Origin of the sequence: Pseudomonas moorei, from assembly GCF_042846945.1 — a bacterium.
Classification (GTDB): domain Bacteria; phylum Pseudomonadota; class Gammaproteobacteria; order Pseudomonadales; family Pseudomonadaceae; genus Aquipseudomonas; species Aquipseudomonas moorei.
This window is the reverse complement of record NZ_AP035776.1, coordinates 3348673-3371652: the sequence shown is the minus strand read 5'-3', so window position 1 is coordinate 3371652 and position 22980 is coordinate 3348673. Positions and strand designations below refer to the sequence as shown.

Sequence of the window (22980 nt, the reverse complement as noted above, 5' to 3'; positions counted from 1 at the left end):
AAGTCATGACTGCACAAAAGCCAATCATCATGTTCGACTCCCCGGAAGCTGCCAGCCTTCAAACGGTAACGGGCTGGGTTTCCGCCGATGGCCGATTTTTCGGGAATGATGAAAACCTCGCCCGGTATTGCGGCGCCACCCATCGCTGCTGTGACGCCCACCCGGAACACCAGATTTACGAAGTGAACAGCTACTGCAAAGAGTGCCACCATCAAAGACGGCAAGCGAAGTTCGCAGCCATGCCGGTCAAAGAGTGGGCCGGTGAGCCGCTGGTCATCTTCGACGGCGACCAGTACTTCTTCGATGAAGACAGCTTGCGCGACTACCTCATCGAGAGCGATATCGATCTCGCCGACCTGCAGCTCTGCATCTGCGAACCGAACTATCCCAGTCAAATCGATCCTGCAGACCACTTTTGCGATGACTTGCCGGAAGACGGTGAGATCCGCGACGACCAGTTAGTAGCGGCATTCGAGCTACTGAACGAGATGATCCGCAAATCTGAGCCGCTGTCGTGGTCGGAGGGCAAGTTTGCAGCTGCGCTGCCACAGGCGTTCATTGACGAGGTCATGAATGCACGGGAGGCGGCATGAAGCTGACTGAGAAACAGCAGGCCGTCCTCGCTGAGCTGAGAAAAATCGGGCGGGAGAACGCCTATCGCTATCGCGAAACCCAGCCATACCTGCACCAGAAGGACTGCGAGAAGCTCGCCCTGTGTGATCAGGCGTGCGTGTTCGGTCTGGGCGGGCTGACCTACCAGGTTGCAGGCCGACTCGGGGTTGCTGCCCCGTCCGTACTGAGCATATTCAAGGCTCTTCGGCGCAAAGGGCTGGTTATTCGCGAGGAAGCCTATCCGGATTACCAGCGCGCACGGTACTGGTGGCCGGTTGACTTGGCTGCTGAGCTCGCCGGAGAACAGTTGCCGGCAAGCGAGGTGACCCCATGATCGCCCTCGCCTGGTTCGCCTACGTGTACTGCTACAAGGGGCCGCGCTAAAGAGCCCACCCTGACCAGTTGCGGCCACTCAGCATTTCTCTGAAACAGCTGGCAGGGCGAACTCCTTAACCTTATTCGAGCGGGCCTTCCCCGTATATCAGCTACTCCCTGATACCCGCCGCCAGCGTCCCCACCGAAATCGTCCGATTGCAAACCAAAACCTTACAACTCACAGCCTGCCGGTGTACGGCGGGCGAGGAATTCGCATGCCAAAAGTAATGCAATCGGTCGCAGATCCAAGCGCGGAACACGGCTTTCGAATAGAGCCTGCGACATATGAGCAGGCCGAAAAGGTGGCAGGGTTCCGGCTTGATCGACGGCGCAAATACTGGATTACCGAGAACGGCGAGGTCGAGGAAGAAGGCGTTGCGACATTGGCGTGTAGCGGGTGCAGCTGCGGATGTGAGGGTGGCTGCAGTTGCGGCCCATCGTCTGGTTGCAGTGAGTGCGGCTACACCGGCAAGCGGCGATTTTTCTTCGGCTACCCCGCTCAGTCGCCCGAACAGCGGAAAGAACTCCGAAATATATAACCATCTTCTGCCGCCACGCGGCGCGGAGCATCATCATGGCAAAAGTTATTGCCCAAATTACCGCCAGGCTGCCGCGCCTCATGGAGGCCGGCGAATACAGAAAGCTGCGCTACGCCGGCGGAAAGCCGAGCCTGCAGCAATTGAAAAAATGGATTGAGGAAGGCGAAGTGGTGGGAGAGGTAAAGGGCGGGATGTACTTCGTGGACCTGCAGGCGGCCGTGATTGGATCGAACGATCCGTTGCTGGCCAAGATGATGGAGGTGGGCTAATGGCTCCCCCGCGCGCCAGGACCGTTAAAAATCGTGATCTGCCTGCCAACCTGTACCCGAACGGGAAATATTGGCAGTACAAGAACCCGATCACCGGCAAGAAGACCAGCATCAACAAACCGATGGCCGAGGCCATCAAGCTGGCTAACGCCGCCAACGCCAAGTTGCTTCCGCTGCTGGTCGACGACGGCTCGCTGCTTGCCATGATCACCGGTGACGCCGCGCCGAAGTTCACTCGCTGCCTGGAGCGCTTCGAAGACGAATGGCTGACCACAAAGACTTATGCAGCCAGCACCCTAAAGGAAATCAAATTCAAGTTGGCCCGGTACCGCGAGGACTTGGGCCACCTGATGATGGGGCAACTGGACGTGCTGACGGTGGCGGAGTACCTGGACGGGTTCGAGAACAACGCCTACACCAAACACCGCGGGCTGCTCGTCCAGGTGTTCGCGTTCGCCGTGGCCAAGGGCCTGTGCGAGCGCAACTCAGCGGAGCTGACCCTGGTGAAGAAGGAAGCCGAGAAGAAGCGCCAACGGCATACAGTCGAGGGGCTGAACAGGATTTTGGAGTATGTGGGGACGCCGATCTGGCTAAAACGCGCCATTCGGTTGGGGTTGCTGAGTCTTCAGCGGCGGGAAGATATCGTGGTGTGGCCGAAATCGGCGGTGGACCTCGAGCAGAACACCATCAAGGTGTCGCCCGGGAAGACGCAAAACTATGGGAAACCCGTGCACTTGGAAATTGTCATGGGCCAGGCACTGCGGGAAGTTGTGTTGGAGTGCATGCGGTCGCCGGTGGTCTGTCCGTACCTGATCCACTACTCGCCGAAGGCGCGCAAGCGGACACAGTTGGACGCCAAGCTACACTGGAACGCAGTGACAGCGGACTACCTGACCAAGTCGTTTGCCCTGGCTCGGGACGATTCGAAGGCCTACGACGACATGCCAGCTGGCGAGCGCCCCACCTTCCACGAGATCCGAGCGCTCGGCGCATGGCTGTATGAGCAGCAGGGTTTCGAGCAGGAATATATTCAGGGATTGATGGGACACGCCGACGTGAAGATGACCGAGCACTATCAGGCAGGGCACGGTGATGAAGCGGTGGTTTACATGAAGGTCAAAGCCGACCTGAAGATGTAGCGCGGTGGTCGTTTGCCCAAAATATTCCCAAAGTTTGCCCAAACACCAGACAACAAAAAAGGGCCCACCTTTCGGTGAGCCCTTCTAGACCGCCCAGCAGAGCGGATTTTGTTTGGTAGGCGCGATTGGACTCGAACCAACGACCCCCACCATGTCAAGGTGGTGCTCTAACCAACTGAGCTACGTGCCTGCTGTGAGGCGGCATTCTACGGAATTCCGGAGGGGTGTCAACACCTTTTTTCGAGCTAACCCTATGAATATGCAAAATATTTAATTTTGCTGCTGCAAAGAAGATTTTCCGGTGGCTGGCGGTGGTTTTTTAACTCGGGTAGGATCAGCACACTCGTAAAATATATTAAACAGAGGCTGCAGGATGGCGAACACCCCCTACCCAGAATCCTACTACGCCGCATCGGCCAATGCGGTTCCGCCGCGCCCGGCTTTGCAGGACGACGTTGAGACCGATGTCTGTGTGATCGGCGCCGGTTATACCGGGCTGTCCTCGGCCCTGTTTCTACTGGAGAACGGTTTTCGGGTGACGGTGCTCGAAGCGGCCAAAGTGGGTTTCGGCGCGTCAGGGCGTAATGGTGGCCAGATCGTTAACAGCTATAGCCGCGATATCGACGTAATCGAGCGCAGTGTCGGTCCCAAGCAGGCGCAATTGCTGGGGCAAATGGCGTTCGAAGGCGGGCGGATCATTCGTGAGCGAGTGGCCAAGTACAACATCCAGTGCGACTTGAAGAACGGTGGCGTGTTCGCAGCCATCACCGCCAAGCAAATGGGCCATCTGGAATCCCAGAAGCGCTTGTGGGAGCGCTTCGGGCACACGCAGCTTGAGTTGATGGATCAGCGGCGCATCCGTGAAGTCGTGGACTGCGATCAGTACGTCGGCGGCATGCTCGACATGAGCGGCGGGCACATTCATCCGCTTAACCTGGCGCTGGGCGAAGCGGCTGCAGTCGAGTCGCTGGGCGGCACCATCTTTGAGCAATCGCCGGCAGTGCGCATCGAACGCGGCGCGAACCCGGTGGTGCACACGCCGCAGGGCAAGGTGCGGGCCAAGTTCATCATCGTGGCGGGTAACGCCTACCTGGGCAATCTGGTGCCGGAGCTGGCTGCCAAGTCGATGCCGTGCGGAACGCAGGTCATTACGACTGAACCCTTAGGCGATGCGGTGGCGAAAAGCCTGCTGCCTCAGGATTACTGCGTCGAGGACTGCAACTACCTGCTCGACTACTACCGCCTCAGCGGAGACAAACGCCTGATTTTTGGTGGCGGCGTGGTATATGGCGCGCGCGACCCGGCGAACATCGAAGCCATCATTCGACCAAAAATGCTCAAGGCTTTCCCGCAACTCAAAGACGTGAAGATCGATTACGCCTGGACCGGCAATTTCCTGCTGACCCTGTCACGCCTGCCACAGGTCGGACGGTTGGGCGACAACATCTACTATTCCCAGGGTTGCAGCGGCCACGGCGTGACCTACACGCACCTGGCCGGCAAAGTACTCGCCGAGGCGTTGCGCGGTCAGGCGGAGCGCTTCGACGCCTTTGCCGACCTGCCGCACTACCCCTTCCCTGGCGGTCAATTGTTGCGCACACCCTTTGCGGCATTGGGCGCCTGGTATTACGGATTGCGGGACAAGTTCGGGTACTGATCGTCAGATACGAAAAGGGCCGCTTGATGCGGCCCTTCTTTTAACAGCGCGTCAAAGTCGATCCCGCGCAATTCCACTGCGAATCCGCAAGATATCAGCCAGCACGGCCAGCGCAATTTCCGCCGGCGTCTTGCTGCCCAGGTTCAGACCGATCGGCGCATGAATCCGGGCCAGCTCGACATCCCCAAGGCCACCAATGCGCCGCAGCCGCTCAAAGCGCTTTTGCGATGTCTGCACGGACCCCATCACACCAATGTAAAACGCCTCGGTGTGCACCGCTTCCATCATTGCCAGGTCATCGATGCGCGGATCGTGGGTCAGCGCCACCACCGCCGTATCGCTATGACAGCCGCCATCGGCGATGAACACCGACGGCAATTGGCGGCGGATCTCCACGCTCTCCAGCACCACGCCTTCCAGCACCTCGTCGCGCGGATCACAGAGGATCACTTCGAAGCCCAGGCCCACGGCAAACTCCGCGCAGGCGTGTGCCACGCTGGAGTACCCGGCCAGCAACAAGCGCTGAGCCGCGCCGATGCGCAGCCGGACCCGATCGATCTCCCGTTCGACCCGCACACCCTGCTCGCGATCATCGAACAGACTGCGCGCGCCGCTGACCAGATCGACTTCACGGATCAACCGGCGTCGACCCAACAGCGCCGACTCCAGTTCCCGCAAATGCGCCTGCTGCTCGCAACCGGGCTCCAGCTTCTCCACCAGCACATCGAGCACGCCGCCACAGGGCAGACTCACCCGCGAGCGCGGGTCATCGCCTTCCCCGTAGCGTACGACGCTGACCGCTTGCTCAAAGGCGCCCTCGGCGACGCGCTCAAGGAAGTCCTCCTCGACGCAGCCGCCGGACAGCGATCCGATCCACAAACCATCGGTATTCACCGCCAGCAACGATCCGGGCGCGCGCGGCGCCGAGCCGTAGGTGGCGAGCACAGTGCACAGCCAGACACGCTGACCGGTCGCCGACCACTCTAGAGCCCGACGTACCACTTGCAGGTCGAGATGCTGCATGTCAGTGCGCCTTGTGCTCGAGCGGCGGCGCTTCTGCCCGCAGCTTCTGCACGTCGTTTACCGGCAGGTCACCCGATTGCCCGCCCCAACCCTGACGCAGGTAGTTCAGCAGATCGGTGAGCTGCTCCTGACTGAGTTTGCGGGCAAAACCCGGCATCGGTTGCATGTGCTCGAACCCGGCAAATTTCTGTTCGCCAATACCCTCGTCAATCACCCGCACCAGGTTGCGCGGATCTTCCAGGCGCAACGTGGTGTTGCCACGCATGGCCACGGCGACGTGCGGCTTGCCTTCACCACCAATCGCATGGCAACCGGCACAGACGTTCAAATATTCCTGACGCCCGCGCTGGGCACTCGCAGTCAATTGCTCCAATGGCACATCGGTCAGCACTTTTGCGGCCGGTGGCTGATCGCCGAGCAGGAAAGTCGCCATGGCGGCCAGGTCCGCGTCGTTGAGGCCCTGGGTGCTGTTGTGGAACACCGGGAACATCTCGTTGAACATCGTGCCCTGGGCGCTCATGCCGTGCTTGAGGAACGAGCTCAGGTCCTGATGATTCCAGCCGCGAGCCGCCAGGTCCGTGGCCAGCAGGCTCGGCGCCAGATAGCCATTGAGCAGACCGCCGGTCATGCGCTTGTCCTGTTGCATCGCACCCGGCAAGCCGCGTGGGGTATGGCATTCGCCGCAATGACCGAGCACGTCGACCATGTACTGGCCACGCTTCCAGGCTTCGCTTTTGCCTTCAGCCGGCGCCAGTTTCACGTCTTTGCCGTAGAGCATGTTCCAGCCCATCAGGCCCAGGCGCACGTTGAACGGAAAGCTCAGACTGGTCACCGGCGCAGCACGCTCGATCGGCTCGACGGTCTTCAGGTACGCGTGAATCGCGTCCGAGTCTTCGCGCGGCATCAAGTGATACGAGGTGTACGGCATCGCCGGGTACAGGTTCGCGCCGTCGCGGCGCTTGCCTTCAGTCAACGCGGCGAAGAATTCGTCATCGCTATACAGGCCGATACCGTGCTCTTTGCTCGGGGTAATGTTGGTGCCGTAGATCGTGCCGAACGGCGAGATGATCGGCAGACCGCCCGCGAACGGCGCGCCACCCGGCGCGGTGTGACAGGCCATGCAGTCGGCGGCGCGGGCGAGGTATTCGCCGCGTTTGACCTGATCATCGGCGTGAACCAAAAACACCGGCGCAGCCAGGCCAACCGCCAGCGCCAGGCGGGTAAGTAGTTGCTTCATTTAACCCTCCTTGACCAGGCCGAGATCGGTCAGCACGTTGCGCGTGGCGCTGTAGTAGCGCACGTAGCCGGTGCAGCGGCAGATGTGGTGGCCGAGGCTGTCCTCGATGACTTTTTCCAGCTGGCTTTTGACGATGGGCTGACGCTGCAGCTTTTCCACCAGCACGGTCGCCGCGTTGACGAAGCCAGGCGCGCAATAGCTGCACTGGAAGGCGAATTCGTCAACGAAGCGTTGCTGGATCGGGTTCAGCTCTGTGACTTTGCCCTGTTCGTCGCGGGTCGCGTGGCCTTCGATGGTCCGCACTTTCTTGCCTTCGAAATAGTGCGCGCCAGTGATGCAGGTGCGCACTTCTTCGCTGGTGCCGTCGGGGTTGTCGACGATGACCACGCACGCATGGCAAATGCCCTGGCCGCAGCCCAGGCGCGAGCCGGTAAGGTTCTTGTATTCGTGCAGGTAGTCGATCATCGGCAGGTCATCAGGGATGTCCACCGGGCCGACGGATTGACCGTTGAGGGTCAGTTGAAGCGGACGGTTAGCCATTGAGGGCCTCCTTGATGCGCGCAGAAGTGATAGGCAAGTCGCGTACGCGCTTGCCGATGGCGTGGGCCACGCCGTTGCCGATGGCACCAACCACCGGGATCATCACCACTTCGGCGATGCCCTTGGACGGGTCGCTCGGCGACAGAGGCGGCAGGATTTCCGCAGTCTGTTTCCACACCGCCACATGTCGCGCCATCGGAAGGCGGTAACGGTTGAAGTTCCAGTCACCCTCCCCCGGTCCACCTTCGTACAGTGGCATTTCTTCCATCAGTGCATGGCCGATGCCCATGGCGATGCCGCCTTCGATCTGGCCCTTGACCAGCTCCGGCACCAGCACCCGGCCGCACTCGACCCATGAGTGGTGGTTGAGCACTTCGACTTCCGCCGACCCCTTGTTCACTTTCAACTCGACCAGCGTGGCCACGGGGCTGTAGTAAGTCACGGCCGCGTTATTCAGCTGGGTCGCCGGATAGGCGATGTTCTGCCGATCCAGCAAATGGAAACCGGCGCTGGTCATTTGCGCCAGCTTCGCCTTCGGCGCACCGTCGCCGTACTTGACCGCCAAGCCATCGAGCGGCAAGCGTTCACGCACGCCATCAATGCTGAACTCAGCCTCGGCCCAACTCCAGCGGTTGAAACCGTGCACGGTGGCGGCCGTCACCAGACCACGTTCGTGGGCACGCTTGGCCAGCACTTCGAAAGGCAGGGGCTCCATACCGTTGGCAGTCAGTTTGCCGTCAACCCAATGGGCATCCTCGCGGCGTACCACGTATGGGTTGGCCTGGCCGCCGTAAGGGCCCTGACGCCAGATCTCCAGCGCCGCCGGCCACAAACCGTGGTTGAACAGCACACGCGCTGCTTCACGGGTGGCGTGGCTGAAGTAGTAGGCCGAGTTGGTCGCCGACGAGGCCGACGCAATTTTGCCGACCCAGCGCGGGTTGCGCAGGAAGTTGTCCTGCTCGGCCTGACTCATGATGTAAGGGTTGCCGCCGCTGATCAGCTGCATCTCTTTCCATTCGGTTTCGCCGGTCTTCACTTCGTGCGCCGGGTTGCCGAGGAAATCGGCCACGACCATCGCTTGCGAAGTCGACATGCCGGTACCGATCTCGATGCCGATGTGGCGCAGGGTGATGCGGCCTTCGGCAGTGAATTCGATGCTGGCCATCGGCGCTTCGGAACCGGTACCGAAGTCTTTCTGGCAAATGGCGAACCCGATGCCATACCAGTGATCCGGATCAGCCGCTTCGCGCTGCTTCTTGATCGCGTCGCGGTTTTTCCAGACTTCATGAACCGCGGCCTTGTCGAGAATCTCGTGCAGGCGCAACGCCCCTGCCGGCACTGCACCCTGGGTGTTTTTCATGCCCGAGCGCAGGGCATTTTTCTTGCGCAGGTCGATCGCATCGACGCCCAGGCGATCAGCAATCTCGTCGACCATCATTTCGGTCGACGCCATGCTCTGCAGGGTGCCATAGCCACGCATCGACCCGGCTTCAACGGCGCGGGAATGATAGGCCGTGACCTGCAAATCGTTCTGCGGCATGTAGTAGATCGACTGCGCCGCCGTGGCCCCCACCGCTGCCACCGAGGCGCTGTAGTTGATCCGGCCGCCGCCGTCGACACTCATGTCGGCGCGGAAAATCTTGAAGCTGTGATCGTTCTTGTCCACCGCCAGCTGATAGCGAATGTCGAACGGGTGACGCTTGATGCCGCTCTGGAACTGCTCGTAGCGGTCGTTGGCCAGACGCACCGGCACACCGGCGCCGTACAGCGCCGCCAAGGCTGCGTAGTAGACGAAAATGTTGTGGTCTTTCGAGCCGTAGCCGACGGTGTAGCCCGGGTGCATGTTCAGGTTCGCCAGGCCGAAACGCGACGGCGCGATCATCTTCGCGGTCTCGGTTGCAGCTTCCAGCGGGCACTGGGTCGCCACCACGAAATGCAGGGTCTTGGTCGCAGGATCGTACCAACCGTTACCGTTGTCCGGCTCCATCGCTGCCGGTTCGATCGACGGGGTCTTGTAGCGCTCGTCGAACACCAGCCAGTTGTCCGGCGGCGTCTCGATCTGCTGCTTCATGCGCTCGGCGTAGAACAAGCCGCGCTCGGTCAGGTTGCCGTGCAGGTTCGGTTGCGAATTCCACACCGGACGGCGATTGCGCAGCATCGGGAACAGGATCGAATCCTTGAGGCTGGCGAATTCATCTTCGTCCGCCGAGGTCGCGCCACCCACCCGCACATAGCGGAAGCTGCCATAGGGGTCGCCTTCGTAGTACGGCACTTGGGCACCGTAACGAATCGCTTTGTCATTGAATTTGAGTTTGGCCTTGGCCTGGCGGAAGCGCTCGAAGTCGTTCCAGATCAGGATCGCCACCGGATGACCAATGAACATTGGCACCTTGCCGGCCGGCAACAATGGGTCGGGGGCGTGCTCTTCCGGGAAGACGATGCCGTCCTTGACCAGATCCTCGGCGGTAACGATGCGATCGGGCTGCAGATCGGCGCCAAGCCACGACAGGTCGTAACCATCATAAATGCGATCAGCCTTGACGGTTTTCAGCAGCATTGCGTGGCCTTGTTGCTGTGGCCAGCCCGGCATGTCCTTTGAACGGATGTCGCGGGCAAAAACCTTGCTGCCGCAGACCTTGGACAAGGCATCGTTACGGGCTCGCGCCTTACCGTTGTTGCCGAGCCACTGCTCGGACGGCACGGTCACGCTGTTTTCCATCAAGGCGGCCAGCGCCTGACTGCTGAGCGGTGTAAGCGTCACGCTCACACCCGCTACCAGCCCGCCCTGAAGGAACGAACGCCGGGATATTTCACGGTTGGACATGGATCATCCTCTGGGCGGTTATGGGGTCCGCCCTTCTGATTATGTACTGGAAATCTCGAGTCTTGCAGAAGCCCTTCTTTGACGTTGCAAAGGGCTGTAGTGACAGTGCAAAGCTGACCGAAAGGTTAAGTTTATAGGCTTATGCGCTCACAGCAAATAACCAGACACAAAAAAACTGACCAAAGAATCAAAAAACTGCGACTTTGCACCGCAGGGAACGACTGGACAAACAGACATCCGCCCTGCCTGCAGGAGCAAGCTTGCTCGCGAAAGATCCCTTCCAGCCGATCTAAATTTTGAATGTGGCGACGCCTTCGCGAGCAAGCTCGCACACAGGGATTTGTGCCGGATAAAGGGTTGCAGCCAGGAGGGAAACAGGAGAAAGGTCAAATTTCAGACACAAAAAACCCCGGTCTTTCGACCAGGGTCTTTGCTATCGACTCGAAGTAGCGCAATTGGCTTTCTTCGTAGCTCCAAGGCGTTCAGTGGGCCTCGGAGCAGATATGGCGCAGCGGACGGGACTCGAACCCGCGACCCCCGGCGTGACAGGCCGGTATTCTAACCGACTGAACTACCGCTGCGTATCGCTGTGGACTTGCGTCCAGGTAACTCGTCTGATTGAAAACTCAGTAGCTTTTCAATCTCGAACCAGATGAATCTGACTCGGAAAATATGGCGCAGCGGACGGGACTCGAACCCGCGACCCCCGGCGTGACAGGCCGGTATTCTAACCGACTGAACTACCGCTGCGCGTCGGTGGAGGCATTTCAGCTTCCATCTTGCTTTCGCAAGACTCTCGAGAGTGGTGGGTGATGACGGGATCGAACCGCCGACATTCTGCTTGTAAGGCAGACGCTCTCCCAGCTGAGCTAATCACCCGTTTGCATCTCCGAGGCCGCGAAATTTACGCAGGTAGCGAACCTAAGTCAATAGCAGGATTGAAGTTTTTCTGAAAAAGACAAAATCATGTCATTTCCGGCGGTGCTCGCCACGAGCGCCGGCAACCTCAAACCGCGACCGAGAGGCCCTTGCTGGAGTTACTCGCGGTAAATCATCTTCTTGGTCATGCCGCCGTCGACCACAAACTCCTGGCCCGTCACGAAACCGGCGTTCTTCGACAGCAGCCACGCGACCATCGCCGCCACGTCCTCGACCGTCCCTACCCTGCCTGCCGGATGTTGCGCGTGATCGGCATCGGTCAGCGGCTCGGCGCGGCGCACCGAGGGATCTCGCGTATCGATCCAGCCGGGACTGACCGCATTGACGCGAATCTCCGGGCCAAGGCTGATCGCCAACGCGTGAGTCAAGGCCAGCAAACCGCCCTTGCTCGCCGCATACGCCTCGGTATCGGGTTCCGATTGCCCGGCGCGGGTCGATGCCAGATTGACGATCGCTCCGCTGTGAGCTCGCAAGTAGGGCGCACAGTGCTTGGCCAACAACATCGGCCCACTGAGATTCACCGCCAACACCCGATTCCAGTAAACCAGGTCGAGGCTCTCCAGCGTGATGTTGTGCGGATCGGCTACCGCCGCATTGCACACCAGTGCATCCAGACGCCCAAACTGCCCCAGCACCTCGGCGACACCCAAAGCAACCTGCCCTTCGTTCGACACGTCCATGGCGATGAACCAGGCGTTTTCACCAAGGACCTTCGCCACTTTAGAACCGCGCACCCGATCCAGGTCCGTCAACACGACTTGCCAGCCCTCGCTGATCAGCCAGGCGGCTATACCCAGACCAATGCCCCGCGCAGCACCGGTCACCAGTGCAACGCGGCCATTGGAACCCCCTGGCGTGGCCAATTCGATCACAAGGCAGCCAACCCGCGCGCCAGATCGGCTTGCAGGTCGGCCACGTCTTCCAGCCCAACCGCGATACGGATCAGGCTGTCACGAATGCCCGCGGCTTCACGCTCTTGCGGCGCCAGACGCCCATGAGAGGTGGTGCTCGGGTGGGTGATGGTGGTTTTGCTGTCGCCCAGGTTGGCGGTGATCGAAATCAGACGGGTCGCGTCGATAAAGCGCCAGGCGCCCTCTTTGCCACCCTTGACCTCGAAACTCACCACCGCACCAAAGCCCTTCTGCTGACGCTGGGCCAGCTCGTGCTGCGGATGGCTCTTGAGTCCGGCGTAATGGACCTTTTCGATGCCGTCCTGCTGCTCCAGCCACTCGGCCAGCTGCTGGGCATTGGCGCAATGGGCCTTCATCCGCAGATTCAGGGTTTCCAGACCCTTGAGGAAGATCCAGGCATTGAACGGGCTGAGGGTCGGCCCGGCGGTACGCAGGAAACCGACCACTTCTTTCATCTGCTCGCTGCGACCGGCCACGACACCCCCCATGCAACGACCCTGGCCGTCGATGAACTTGGTCGCCGAGTGCACAACGACGTCGGCACCCATTTTTAGCGGCTTTTGCAACGCCGGGGTGCAGAAACAGTTGTCGACCACCAGCATCGCGCCTTTGGCGTGAGCGATTTTCGCCAGTTCGGCAATGTCCACCAGCTCGGCCAATGGATTGGACGGCGACTCGACGAACAGCAATTTGGTATTGGCCTTGATCGCTGCATCCCAGCCGGACAAATCCGCCAGGGGCACGTAATCGACTTCGACGCCGAAACGCTTGAAGTATTTTTCGAACAGGCTGATGGTCGAGCCGAACACGCTGCGCGATACCAACACGTGATCGCCAGCGCTGCACAGGCTCATCACTACCGCCATGATCGCGGCCATGCCGGTTGCGGTGGCCACGGCCTGCTCGGCGCCTTCCAGCGCGGCAATGCGCTCTTCAAAAGCGCGCACGGTCGGGTTGGTGTAGCGCGAGTAAACGTTGCCCGGCACTTCCCCGGCAAAACGCGCGGCCGCATCAGCGGCGGTACGGAATACGTAGCTGGACGTGAAGAACATCGGATCACCGTGTTCGCCTTCCGGCGTACGGTGCTGACCGGCACGTACGGCCAGGGTGTCGAACGCTACGCCTTCGAGGTCGCTGTCCAGTCGACCGGCATCCCAATCCTGACTCATGCTGTCACTCCTTGCCCTGCTCTTGAAATAAAAGGTCTTTGGTAGATACAAAACCGGCCCCTAGGGGCCGGTAATTACTCAGTTGTTGTACAGATCGATGATCGCACTGACCGCCTGGGTCTTGACCTTGGAGGCATCGTTACGTGCCTGCTCGATCTTGTTCAGGTAGGCCTCGTCGACGTCGCCGGTCACGTACTGGCCGTCGAACACGGCACAATCGAACTTCTCGATCTTGATCTTGCCGCCACCGACCGCTTCGATCAAGTCAGGCAGATCCTGATAGATCAGCCAGTCGGCACCGATCAGGTCAGCCACGTCCTGGGTCGAACGGTTGTGGGCGATCAACTCATGAGCGCTCGGCATGTCGATGCCGTAGACGTTAGGGAAACGCACGGCTGGCGCTGCAGAGCAGAAGTAGACGTTCTTGGCGCCCGCTTCGCGTGCCATCTGAATGATCTGCTTACAAGTGGTGCCGCGCACGATGGAGTCGTCCACCAGCATCACGTTCTTGCCGCGGAATTCCAGCTCGATGGCGTTGAGCTTCTGGCGTACGGATTTTTTCCGCGCAGCCTGGCCCGGCATGATGAAGGTACGACCGATGTAGCGGTTCTTCACGAAGCCTTCGCGGAACTTCACGCCCAGGTGGTTCGCCAGCTCCAGGGCTGCGGTGCGGCTGGTGTCCGGGATCGGGATGACCACGTCGATGTCGTGCTCGGGGCGCTCGCGCAGGATCTTCTCGGCGAGCTTCTCGCCCATGCGCAGACGGGCTTTGTAGACCGACACGCCATCAATGATCGAGTCCGGACGCGCCAGGTAGACGTGTTCGAAGATGCACGGGGTCAGGGACGGGTTGGTCGCGCACTGACGGGTGTGCAGCTTGCCGTCTTCGGTGATGTAGACCGCTTCGCCCGGTGCCAGGTCGCGAATCAGGGTGAAGCCGAGCACGTCCAGGGAAACGCTTTCGGAGGCGATCATGTATTCGACGCCTTCGTCGGTGTGACGCTGGCCGAACACGATCGGACGAATGCCGTGCGGATCACGGAAACCGACTATGCCGTAGCCGGTCACCATCGCCACTACCGCATAACCACCGACGCAACGGTTGTGCACGTCGGTGACGGCAGCAAACACGTCTTCTTCGGTTGGCTGCAACTTGCCGCGCTGGGCCAGTTCGTGCGCAAACACGTTGAGCAGCACTTCCGAGTCGGAGCTGGTGTTGACGTGGCGCAGGTCAGATTCGTAGATCTCCTTGGCCAGCTGTTCAACGTTGGTCAGGTTACCGTTGTGCGCCAGAGTGATGCCGTAAGGCGAGTTGACGTAAAACGGTTGAGCTTCGGCCGACGTTGAGCTGCCCGCGGTCGGGTAGCGCACATGGCCAATACCCATATGACCGACCAGACGCTGCATGTGACGCTGATGAAACACGTCACGCACCAGGCCGTTGTCCTTGCGCAGGAATAACCGGCCATCATGGCTGGTCACGATACCGGCAGCGTCCTGGCCGCGGTGCTGGAGGACGGTTAGCGCGTCATACAGCGCCTGATTGACGTTCGACTTACCGACGATACCGACGATGCCACACATGCGACGCAACCCCTACTTAATGGATCTGAACTGAACACAACTCACTGAGGCGTTTTCGCCGTCGGCAAGAGGTGCTCCTTGAACGGTATTTCAGCGGGTACGCTGATACCGCTGGCAAGCCACTGACTGCTCCACCCGAGAATCAGGTTTTTGGACCAGTCTGCGACCAATAAAAACCTTGGTACGAGTTGGGATTCTTTCCACCACCCGTCCTGCTGTACCGGCCCCAGGCTCAACAGCCCGACCGCCACGACCACCAGCAACACGCCACGCGCGGCGCCGAAGGCCATGCCGAGGAATCGATCGGTCCCGGAAAGCCCGGTGACGCGTACCAACTCGCCGATAAGATAATTGATCATTGCGCCTACGATTAAAGTGGCGACAAACATGATGGCACAACCCGTGATCACACGAGCCGATGGCGTTTCGATGTATCCGGCGAGGTACTCGGACAATGAGCCACCGAACATCCAGGCAACGACTCCTGCGATGATCCAGGTCACCAGCGACAGCGCTTCTTTGACGAAGCCGCGGCTCAGACTGATCAATGCGGAGATGGCGATGATTGCAACGATCGCCCAGTCAACCCAGGTAAATGGCACAGTGCAGCCTACAGACGGATAAGGCGGCGCATTTTAGCAGAGCCCATGCTTATCGGTAAGCTGCGATTGTCAGTGCATTTCAAATCGGGGCGATAGATTTAGCCGCGCTCTGGCTGAAAGCGCACCACAAAACCCTTGAGGTTTTGCTGGCGATTCAACAAATCGCGCAGGCGATCAGCCTCGGCACGCTCGATCAGCGGACCAACAAACACCCGATTCTTGCCGTCGGCAGAACGAATGTAGGCGTTATAACCCTGACTGCGCAGGGTTTTCTGCAGCTTTTCGGCACTTTCGCGATTGGCCAGACTGGCCAGTTGCACCGACCAGCTGACCGACAGGCCATTGGCGTCGACACGACTTTGCGTGGTATCCGGCTTACCCGGAGCGGCCGCAATCGGCTGGGCGGGAGCCGTCGCAGGCTTGGCGGCCGGGGCAGGAGGTGGCGTGACGGCTTTTACAGTTGGAGCCGGCACCGCCGACGCCTTTGGCGCGACAGGCGCTGCAGGCTCCTCCTCTTGGGCAATTTCATCGTCACTTGGCACCGGCTCCTGCGGCAAAGCCTGGGGCTCGGGCACGACGACCGGTTCAACCTGAACCTGTGGCATCGCTGGCGCTTGCGGTGCAGCCGGCGCCTCAACCGTCACCTGGCGCTGCTCATCCTGACGGGAAAACAGCATCGGCAGGAAAATCACGGCCAGCGCGACCAAAACCAGGGCACCGACCATGCGCTGTTTGTAAGCTTTATCCAGCAATGCCATTTGCCGCTTCCTCCGTGGAGCGCCGAGCCAACCACTCAAGGGCCTCGGCGACACAATAAAAAGATCCGAACAACAGAATTTCATCGTCGCTCGTCGCCAGCGCACACTGCCCTTCCAGAGCGGCTGCCACGCTGTCATAGGATGTTACCGAAGCACCGGTCTTTTCCAGCGCCCCCTGCAGATCGACAACCGGCCGCGCCCGTGGCGAATCCAGCGGCGCGACAGCCCAGTGCTCGACACTAGCACTCAACTCAGTAATGACACCATCCAGATCCTTGTCCGCCAGCAACCCGAACACCGCCAGGCGCTTGCCCACCGGCGGCCGGCTCGCCAGGCGACGGGCCAGATACTCCGCCGCATGGGGGTTATGCCCCACATCCAGCAGCAGGTTCAGACGCTTGCCCTGCCAGTCGAATTGCCGACGATCGAGACGACCGACGACCCGCGTTGCCTGCAGCGCCTGGATAATTTGCGCATCATCCCAAGGCAAGCCGAGCAGCAGATAAGCCTGCAATGCCAGCGCGGCGTTTTCCATCGGCAGATCAAGCAACGGCAGATCATGCAGCTCAACCGCACGCCCGTGGGCGTCCAGACCGCGCCATTGCCAGTTGTGATCGGTGATACCGAGGTCGAAATCGCGCCCACGCAGGAAAAACGGGCATTTGAGTTCGCGCGATTTATCCAGCAGCGGTTGCGGAGGATTCAGGTCGCCACAGAGCGCGGGCGCGCCCTGTCGAAAGATACCGGCCTTCTCGAAGGCCACGGACTCCCGGGTATCGCCCAGGTAATCGGCGTGATCGACACCGATGCTGGTGACCAGCGCCATGTCGGCATCCACCACGTTGACCGTGTCCAGACGCCCGCCCAGCCCCACTTCCAGCACCACGGCATCGAGCCCGGAGCGCTGGAATAGCCAAAACGCCGCCAGGGTGCCCATCTCGAAATAGGTCAGGGAAGTGTCGCCACGCCCCGCCTCGACCGCCGCAAAGGCTTCGCACAGCTCGGCGTCAGTGGCTTCAACGCCATTGACCTGCACCCGCTCGTTGTAACGCAGCAGGTGCGGAGAGTTGTAGACACCGACTTTCAGGCCCTGGGCCCGCAGCAACGAGGCCACGAACGCACAGGTAGAACCCTTGCCGTTGGTGCCGGTGACCGTGATCACCCGAGGCGCCGGCTTGCCCAGCCCCATGCGGGACGCTACCCGTTGCGAGCGCTCAAGGCCCATGTCGATGGCCGAGGGGTGCAACTGCTCAAGGTAGGCGAGCCACTCGCCAAGGGTACGTTGGGTCATACGTTGGCAGGCACCGGTGGAACCACGATCGGCTCGATGGGGGTCGCGACGAACTGGGGCGTCGGCAGGCCCATCATCTGCGCCAGCAGATTGCCCAGACGCGGACGCAGCTCCTGACGGTGAATGATCATGTCGATGGCGCCATGCTCCAGCAGGAACTCGCTGCGCTGGAAGCCTTCCGGCAGTTTTTCGCGCACGGTCTGCTCGATCACACGCGGGCCGGCAAAGCCGATCAGCGCTTTAGGTTCGCCGACAATCACGTCGCCGAGCATCGCCAGACTGGCGGAAACACCACCGTAGACCGGGTCGGTCAGTACGGAGATGAACGGAATGCCTTCTTCACGCAGACGCGCCAGTACTGCAGAGGTCTTGGCCATTTGCATCAGGGAGATCAGCGCTTCCTGCATCCGTGCACCGCCAGAGGCGGAGAAGCAGATCATCGGGCAGCGGTTTTCCAGCGCGTAGTTGGCAGCGCGTACGAAGCGCTCGCCGACGATGGCACCCATCGAACCACCCATGAAGGAGAATTCGAACGCCGACACCACCACCGGCATACCCAGCAAGGTACCGCTCATGGAAATCAGGGCGTCTTTTTCGCCGGTCTGCTTTTGCGCAGCGGTCAGGCGATCCTTGTACTTCTTGCCATCGCGAAACTTCAGGCGATCCACTGGCTCCAGGTCCGCACCCAGCTCAACACGGCCTTCGGCGTCGAGGAAAATGTCGATACGGGCGCGTGCGCCGATACGCATGTGGTGATTGCACTTGGGGCAAACGTCCAGGGTCTTTTCCAGCTCCGGACGATACAGCACAGCCTCGCAAGACGGGCATTTGTGCCAAAGACCTTCAGGCACCGAGCTCTTCTTGACCTCGGAACGCATGATCGAAGGGATCAGTTTGTCTACTAACCAGTTGCTCATGCTTTCTTTCTCCAGTACCGGCGGCCCGAACGCTCTGGTTCGCAGCCCCGCGTATGCCCTTGAGCTAAATTCATGTGTGCGGCGATGATCGGTCAATGGCCGGGTCAGCGAAACGTGACCTGCGTACCACCCAACAACCCTCAGCCTTTTTGTACAGAGCAGTGGACGGCGGCAGTCTGCCAGCCGTCACATCAACGCACCGCGTTGATGAATGCCCGAATCTTCGCGTGATCCTTGATGCCCTTGCTTGCCTCCACCCCGCCGCTGACATCCACGGCATACGGCCGAACCCGATCAACTGCCTCAGCGACGTTATCCGGGGTCAAGCCGCCCGCCAGAATGATCGGTTTGCTCAAACCCTGCGGTATCAGTGACCAGTCGAATGCTTCGCCGGTTCCCCCCGGAACACCTTCGACATAGGCATCGAGCAAGATCCCGCTGGCACTCGGATAAGCATCGCAAGCCGCCGCAATGTCATCACCGGCCTTGACTCGCAACGCCTTGATGTACGGGCGATGCCAGCTTTCACACTCCGCCGCGCTTTCGTCGCCATGGAACTGCAACAGATCCAGCGGCACAACCTGGAGGATGTCTGCCAATTCTTCGCGACCGGCGTTGACGAACAGGCCCACGGTCGTGACGAACGGCGGCAACGCCCGGATAATCGCGCGCGCCTGCTGAACCGTCACCGCCCGCGGGCTCTTGGCGTAAAACACAAACCCGATGGCATCGGCACCAGCCTCAACCGCCGCCAACGCATCTTCTATGCGGGTAATCCCACAAATCTTGCTGCGAACGGCTGACATGTCGATAAAACCTCACGGCAAATCCGGGAAAGTCCCGGATGGTAACAAAAGCGTTCGAGGGCGTCAGCCGTCAAGTTCGGTGAAACCGGTCAGGAAATGCGGACCGATGTAACGCTCGGGCAATTCGAACTCGTCGCGGTACTCGACCTGCACCAGATAAAGACCAAACGGGTGTGCCGTCACCCCGCCGGAGCGGCGAATACGGCTTTCCAGCACTTCCTTCATCCATTCGACCGGGCGTTCGCCGGCCCCGATGGTCATCAACACACCGGCAATGTTGCGTACCATGTGGTGCAGGAAGGCATTGGCGCGGATATCCAATACGATCATCTTGCCGTGACGGCTGACGCGCAGATGATGCAGCTCCTTGATCGGCGACTTGGCCTGACACTGCCCGGCGCGAAAGGCGCTGAAGTCATGGATGCCCACCAGGTACTGCGCCGCCTCGGCCATGCGCTCGACGTCCAGCGGACGGTGATTCCAGGTAATTTCTTCGTTCAGGTGCGCCGGGCGGATCTGATCGTTGTAGATCACGTAGCGATAGCGCCGCGCAATGGCCTTGAACCGTGCATGAAAATGCGCTGGCATGACTTTGGCCCAACTGACGCTCACGTCGTGAGGCAAGTTGATATTGGCCCCCATGACCCAGGCCTTCATCGAACGCTCGACCTGGGTGTCGAAATGCACCACCTGCCCACAGGCATGAACACCGGCATCGGTGCGCCCGGCGCAAAGCAGCGATACAGGTGAGTCGGCGACTTTCGACAAGGCGTTTTCGAGGGTTTCCTGCACCGTGAGCACGCCAGAGGCCTGGCGCTGCCAACCACGATAGCGCGAGCCCTTGTATTCAACGCCCAACGCGATTCGGAAAAAGCCGTCGGCCGCCATTTCGGCGGCCGGGTTATCTATATTTGCCAAGGAGTGACAGCCTGCTGATGTACGCAAAGGCGGGCATTATAAGGCCGCAGGACGTGGACGCCAGTACAACCGCGCGCCCCTGGGGTAAAACAAAAACGGCAGCCTCACCGGGCTGCCGTTTTGCTTACAACGAGCCGATCACTCACGCCAGACGTGCCAGCATCTCCTTGGCTTCGCTCTTCTGGCCGTCATCGCCTTCGATCACCACCTCATTGAGGATATCCCGGGCGCCATCGTTGTCCCCCATATCGATGTAGGCCTGGGCCAGATCGAGTTTGGTGGCGACCTCGTCGGTACCGGAAAGGAAATCGAATTCCGGCTCGTCATCTGCGGAAGCCAGCGCGTCATGCGCCGTGAAACTCGGCTCGGCGATGCTGCCCGACAAGCTCTCCAGCTCGGCATTGACGTCGTCCAGCTCCGCCGCGAAGGCATCAGGCGCCGCCATTTCCTCGGCCAGGGACAGGTCAAAATCGGCCGGCAATTCCAGATCGTCCAACGCCAGCTCAGGTGCTGCCGGGGTTTCGACGACCGGCAAGTCCTTCACGCCTTCATCCAGATCGAGCAGGAAATCATCTTCGGCCAGCATCGCTGTCGAGGGTTCCGCGCCAAGATCCATGTCCAGATCGAAATCCGACAGGTCGTCGAGGTTTTCCTTGATATCAGTCTGCTGCTGCAACACCGACTCGAAACTCAGATCATCGTCGAGCGGAAAATCTTCCAGGTCTGCCAACGTCGTCGGCTCAGGTTCCGAGGCAGGCGCAGGCGTAACAGCCGCCGGAGCAATGTTGTCCAGGTCATCCAGGCTCAGATCGAACGCGCTGTCGAAATCATCATCGACCGGGGCCGGGGCCGGGACTTCCGGCTCATCCTTCAACAGGTCCTTGACGTACTGCGCGTCCAGTTCGGCGGCGACAGCTGCAGCGGCGATACCACCGGCTGCGACCAGAGCCATGGCCGGGAAGCGACTTTTGAGTTTTTCGACCTGGGCGAAGTTGTCGCCATTGGCCACCAATTGGCGCTCCTGGGTCACGAACGCATCGCGGTCGCCTTGCTGACCGTAAACTTCCATCAGCTTCAGGCGCAGATCACTGCGCTGCGGCTCCAGCTTGACTCCCTCTTCCAGCAGCGCAGCCGCCTGATTCAAACGACCGGCAGCGATGTGCGACTGAGCCTTGCCCAACACGTCATCGGAGCGATCGGCGGCCGGAGCCACCAGTGGCGCCGCGATCGGCGGCGTTACCACAACCGGGGCGATAACCGGAGCAGGCGCTGGCGCAGGAGTCGGCGCGGTAGCGAGCTTCACGCTCGGAGGTGGAACCTCCAGGCCTTCGAAGCTGCTTTCCGGCAGGTCAAGATCGGAGGAAAACGGCTGTTCTTCGGCCAAGGCCCTGGCCATGCGCAGGTGTTTCTCGGCTTCTTGCTGGGCTTTGCGGCGGCGAGCCAGCAACAGCAGCAAAAGCAGCACAACCACTGCCCCGCCACCGGCCAGCCCCAACAGCCATGGGTTGGTCAGCAGGTCATTGAACTGCTTGTCGTTGGCGGCGACCGGCGTCGGTTCAATGGGCTGTGCGACAGGCGCCGGAACCGTCTCGGGTGCCGCCGCAGTCGCTGGTGCTGCCGGAACCACTGGCGCAGGTGTTGCCGCAGGAGCAGGCGCCAGCTCAGCCGACATCGCCGGAGCGGTCGCTGCCGCCGGAGTATCAGTCGCGCCCTCAGCCTGCAATTTGGCCAGTTGATTGTTTTTCAGTTCGATCAGGCGCTGCAGCTTGTCCATCTGACTTTGCAGATCAGAGATGCGGCTTTTCAGTTCTGCATTGTCACGACGGGTCGTGTCGAGGCTTTCCTTGGTCACTGCCAGCTTGTTGTTCAGGGCCTTGGCATCACCGGCAGCGCCTTTACCGCGCGCTTTTCCGGATTCGGCGGAAACCAGGCTCAGCTTGTCGGCGGCGGTTTGCGCCGGAGCACCTTCGGCACGGGCTCGCCGGGTTGCATCGAGTTGCTGCTGCCCCGAACCCGGCTTCGCCACATAACGACGGCCCTGCCGCCACGCGGTGTTCTGCGCGGCCACTTCAGCAATCGCCTTGGGTTGCGGCACGCTGGTGCTTTGCGCCTGATCCGGCAGACGCAGCACCTGCCCGGTTTTCAGCCGGTTGATGTTGCCGTCGATAAAGGCATCCGGGTTCAGCGCCTGGATGGCCAGCATGGTTTGTTGAATCGAACCGCCATTACGCGCCTTCGCCGCGATCTCCCACAGGGTATCGCGCGGCGTGGTGGTGTGTTGCGACGGCTGGCTCGCACCGGTGACGGGCGCTGTGACAACCTGCGTCGGCGCGGGCTGCGCAGCCGCTTCGGCGGTTTGCGGCGAGAATTTGGACGGATCGAGCAGCACGCTGTAATCGCGCAGCAGGCGACCATTGGGCCACATCACCTGAACCAGGAATTTCACCATCGGCTCGGAAAGTGGTTTGCTGGACGTCACACGCAGGATGCTTTTGCCACCGGCGTTCAGCACCGGGGTGAAGGTCAAGTCGTTGAGAAACGCCTGGCGGTCGACACCCGCCTTGGCGAACTCTTCAGGTGAAGCCAGGCTCGGCACCACTTCGGCAGCGGTGAGGTCCTTGACGTCGAGCAGCTCGATTTCCGCCACCAACGGCTGGTTCAGCGTTGATTTCAGGGTCAGCTCCCCAAGCCCGAGCGCATGCGCCATACCGGAGGACAGCGCCGAGGCGGCCGCTATTGCTAACACCAGTTTGCGAACTTGAACCATAGCTCATCCTTAGTTTGAACATTCCTCGGCCAGCGAGAAGGTGTTGATAGCCGCTGCCGTAAGGCATTGCGCGGCGGCGAGAGGTCGCCGCGCGCGATCGTTT

At 60.6% G+C, this 22980-nt stretch carries 19 protein-coding genes and 4 tRNA genes; 5 read left to right on the top strand and 18 right to left on the bottom strand.

All coding sequences use genetic code 11. From position 1 onward, the window contains the following. Positions 1–5: 5 nt before the first annotated feature. The 4 genes from ACGJAX_RS15710 (at position 6) to ACGJAX_RS15695 (ending at position 2934) form a co-directional block, all read left to right on the top strand. On the top strand, positions 6–593 hold the full coding sequence (locus ACGJAX_RS15710; RefSeq protein WP_390955297.1) for a hypothetical protein: 588 nt from the start codon (positions 6–8) through the stop codon (positions 591–593). Next, positions 590–946 (top strand): hypothetical protein, encoded by a 357-nt coding sequence (locus ACGJAX_RS15705; protein WP_390955296.1) that lies wholly within the window; start codon positions 590–592, stop codon positions 944–946. Before ACGJAX_RS15710 ends, ACGJAX_RS15705 begins: the two co-directional genes overlap by 4 nt. Positions 947–1561: 615 nt before the next feature. Continuing rightward, complete coding sequence (locus ACGJAX_RS15700; RefSeq protein WP_103406190.1) at positions 1562–1795, top strand: hypothetical protein; 234 nt, start codon at positions 1562–1564, stop codon at positions 1793–1795. Continuing rightward, complete coding sequence (locus ACGJAX_RS15695; protein WP_390955295.1) at positions 1795–2934, top strand: tyrosine-type recombinase/integrase; 1140 nt, start codon at positions 1795–1797, stop codon at positions 2932–2934. The genes ACGJAX_RS15700 and ACGJAX_RS15695 overlap by 1 nt, the downstream gene beginning before the upstream one ends. A gap of 113 nt (positions 2935–3047) precedes the next feature. On the opposite strand, the gene ACGJAX_RS15690 is transcribed toward ACGJAX_RS15695, so the two are convergent. Beyond that, a tRNA-Val gene (locus tag ACGJAX_RS15690) sits at positions 3048–3124 on the bottom strand. A gap of 183 nt (positions 3125–3307) precedes the next feature. Here ACGJAX_RS15690 and ACGJAX_RS15685 point away from each other — a divergent pair. Further along, positions 3308–4591, top strand: a complete 1284-nt coding sequence (locus tag ACGJAX_RS15685) for an FAD-binding oxidoreductase (protein WP_090318775.1) — start codon at positions 3308–3310, stop codon at positions 4589–4591. 51 nt (positions 4592–4642) lie between these two features. Here the strand turns inward: ACGJAX_RS15685 and ACGJAX_RS15680 are convergent, their stop codons facing one another. From ACGJAX_RS15680 to ACGJAX_RS15600, 17 genes are all read right to left on the bottom strand, one after another. Beyond that, positions 4643–5614, bottom strand: coding sequence for an XdhC family protein (locus ACGJAX_RS15680; protein WP_390955294.1), 972 nt, complete (start codon positions 5612–5614; stop codon positions 4643–4645). Between the two features lies 1 nt (position 5615). After that, positions 5616–6851 carry a c-type cytochrome gene (locus ACGJAX_RS15675; RefSeq protein ID WP_390955293.1) on the bottom strand — a complete coding sequence of 412 codons (1236 nt, stop codon included), beginning with the start codon at positions 6849–6851 and terminating at the stop codon, positions 5616–5618. Next, complete coding sequence (locus tag ACGJAX_RS15670) at positions 6852–7391, bottom strand: (2Fe-2S)-binding protein (protein WP_007982256.1); 540 nt, start codon at positions 7389–7391, stop codon at positions 6852–6854. Further along, positions 7384–10215, bottom strand: coding sequence for a xanthine dehydrogenase family protein molybdopterin-binding subunit (locus tag ACGJAX_RS15665; RefSeq protein WP_248914066.1), 2832 nt, complete (start codon positions 10213–10215; stop codon positions 7384–7386). The genes ACGJAX_RS15670 and ACGJAX_RS15665 overlap by 8 nt, the downstream gene beginning before the upstream one ends. Before the next feature lie 504 nt (positions 10216–10719). Then, positions 10720–10796: transfer RNA gene (locus tag ACGJAX_RS15660), tRNA-Asp, on the bottom strand. 92 nt (positions 10797–10888) lie between these two features. Further along, a tRNA-Asp gene (locus ACGJAX_RS15655) sits at positions 10889–10965 on the bottom strand. A gap of 53 nt (positions 10966–11018) precedes the next feature. Then, a tRNA-Val gene (locus ACGJAX_RS15650) sits at positions 11019–11094 on the bottom strand. A 158-nt stretch (positions 11095–11252) separates the two neighbouring features. Continuing rightward, positions 11253–12026 (bottom strand): SDR family oxidoreductase, encoded by a 774-nt coding sequence (locus ACGJAX_RS15645; protein ID WP_390955292.1) that lies wholly within the window; start codon positions 12024–12026, stop codon positions 11253–11255. Next, entirely contained in the window at positions 12023–13234 is a 1212-nt protein-coding gene (locus tag ACGJAX_RS15640; protein ID WP_390955291.1) for an O-succinylhomoserine sulfhydrylase, read from the bottom strand. Before ACGJAX_RS15640 ends, ACGJAX_RS15645 begins: the two co-directional genes overlap by 4 nt. 78 nt (positions 13235–13312) lie before the next feature. Continuing rightward, on the bottom strand, positions 13313–14818 hold the full coding sequence (purF, locus tag ACGJAX_RS15635) for an amidophosphoribosyltransferase (protein ID WP_075945888.1): 1506 nt from the start codon (positions 14816–14818) through the stop codon (positions 13313–13315). Positions 14819–14859: 41 nt separating this feature from the next. Further along, positions 14860–15420 carry a CvpA family protein gene (locus ACGJAX_RS15630; protein WP_090318758.1) on the bottom strand — a complete coding sequence of 187 codons (561 nt, stop codon included), beginning with the start codon at positions 15418–15420 and terminating at the stop codon, positions 14860–14862. Between the two features lie 98 nt (positions 15421–15518). Continuing rightward, complete coding sequence (locus ACGJAX_RS15625; protein WP_247254176.1) at positions 15519–16178, bottom strand: SPOR domain-containing protein; 660 nt, start codon at positions 16176–16178, stop codon at positions 15519–15521. Then, the gene (folC, locus tag ACGJAX_RS15620) at positions 16162–17469 is read right to left on the bottom strand and encodes a bifunctional tetrahydrofolate synthase/dihydrofolate synthase (RefSeq protein ID WP_390955290.1); all 1308 of its coding nucleotides are present in this window, start codon (positions 17467–17469) and stop codon (positions 16162–16164) included. Before folC ends, ACGJAX_RS15625 begins: the two co-directional genes overlap by 17 nt. Further along, positions 17466–18386: an acetyl-CoA carboxylase, carboxyltransferase subunit beta gene (accD, locus tag ACGJAX_RS15615; RefSeq protein ID WP_090318747.1), complete on the bottom strand. Its 921-nt coding sequence runs from the start codon at positions 18384–18386 to the stop codon at positions 17466–17468. The genes folC and accD overlap by 4 nt, the downstream gene beginning before the upstream one ends. Before the next feature lie 191 nt (positions 18387–18577). Further along, entirely contained in the window at positions 18578–19192 is a 615-nt protein-coding gene (locus ACGJAX_RS15610; protein WP_248914061.1) for a phosphoribosylanthranilate isomerase, read from the bottom strand. Positions 19193–19255: 63 nt separating this feature from the next. After that, positions 19256–20080, bottom strand: a complete 825-nt coding sequence (gene truA, locus ACGJAX_RS15605) for a tRNA pseudouridine(38-40) synthase TruA (RefSeq protein WP_090318742.1) — start codon at positions 20078–20080, stop codon at positions 19256–19258. 172 nt (positions 20081–20252) lie between these two features. Next, a complete protein-coding gene (locus tag ACGJAX_RS15600; RefSeq protein ID WP_390955289.1) occupies positions 20253–22877 on the bottom strand; it encodes a FimV/HubP family polar landmark protein in 2625 nt (874 codons plus the stop codon). Positions 22878–22980 lie beyond the last annotated feature (103 nt).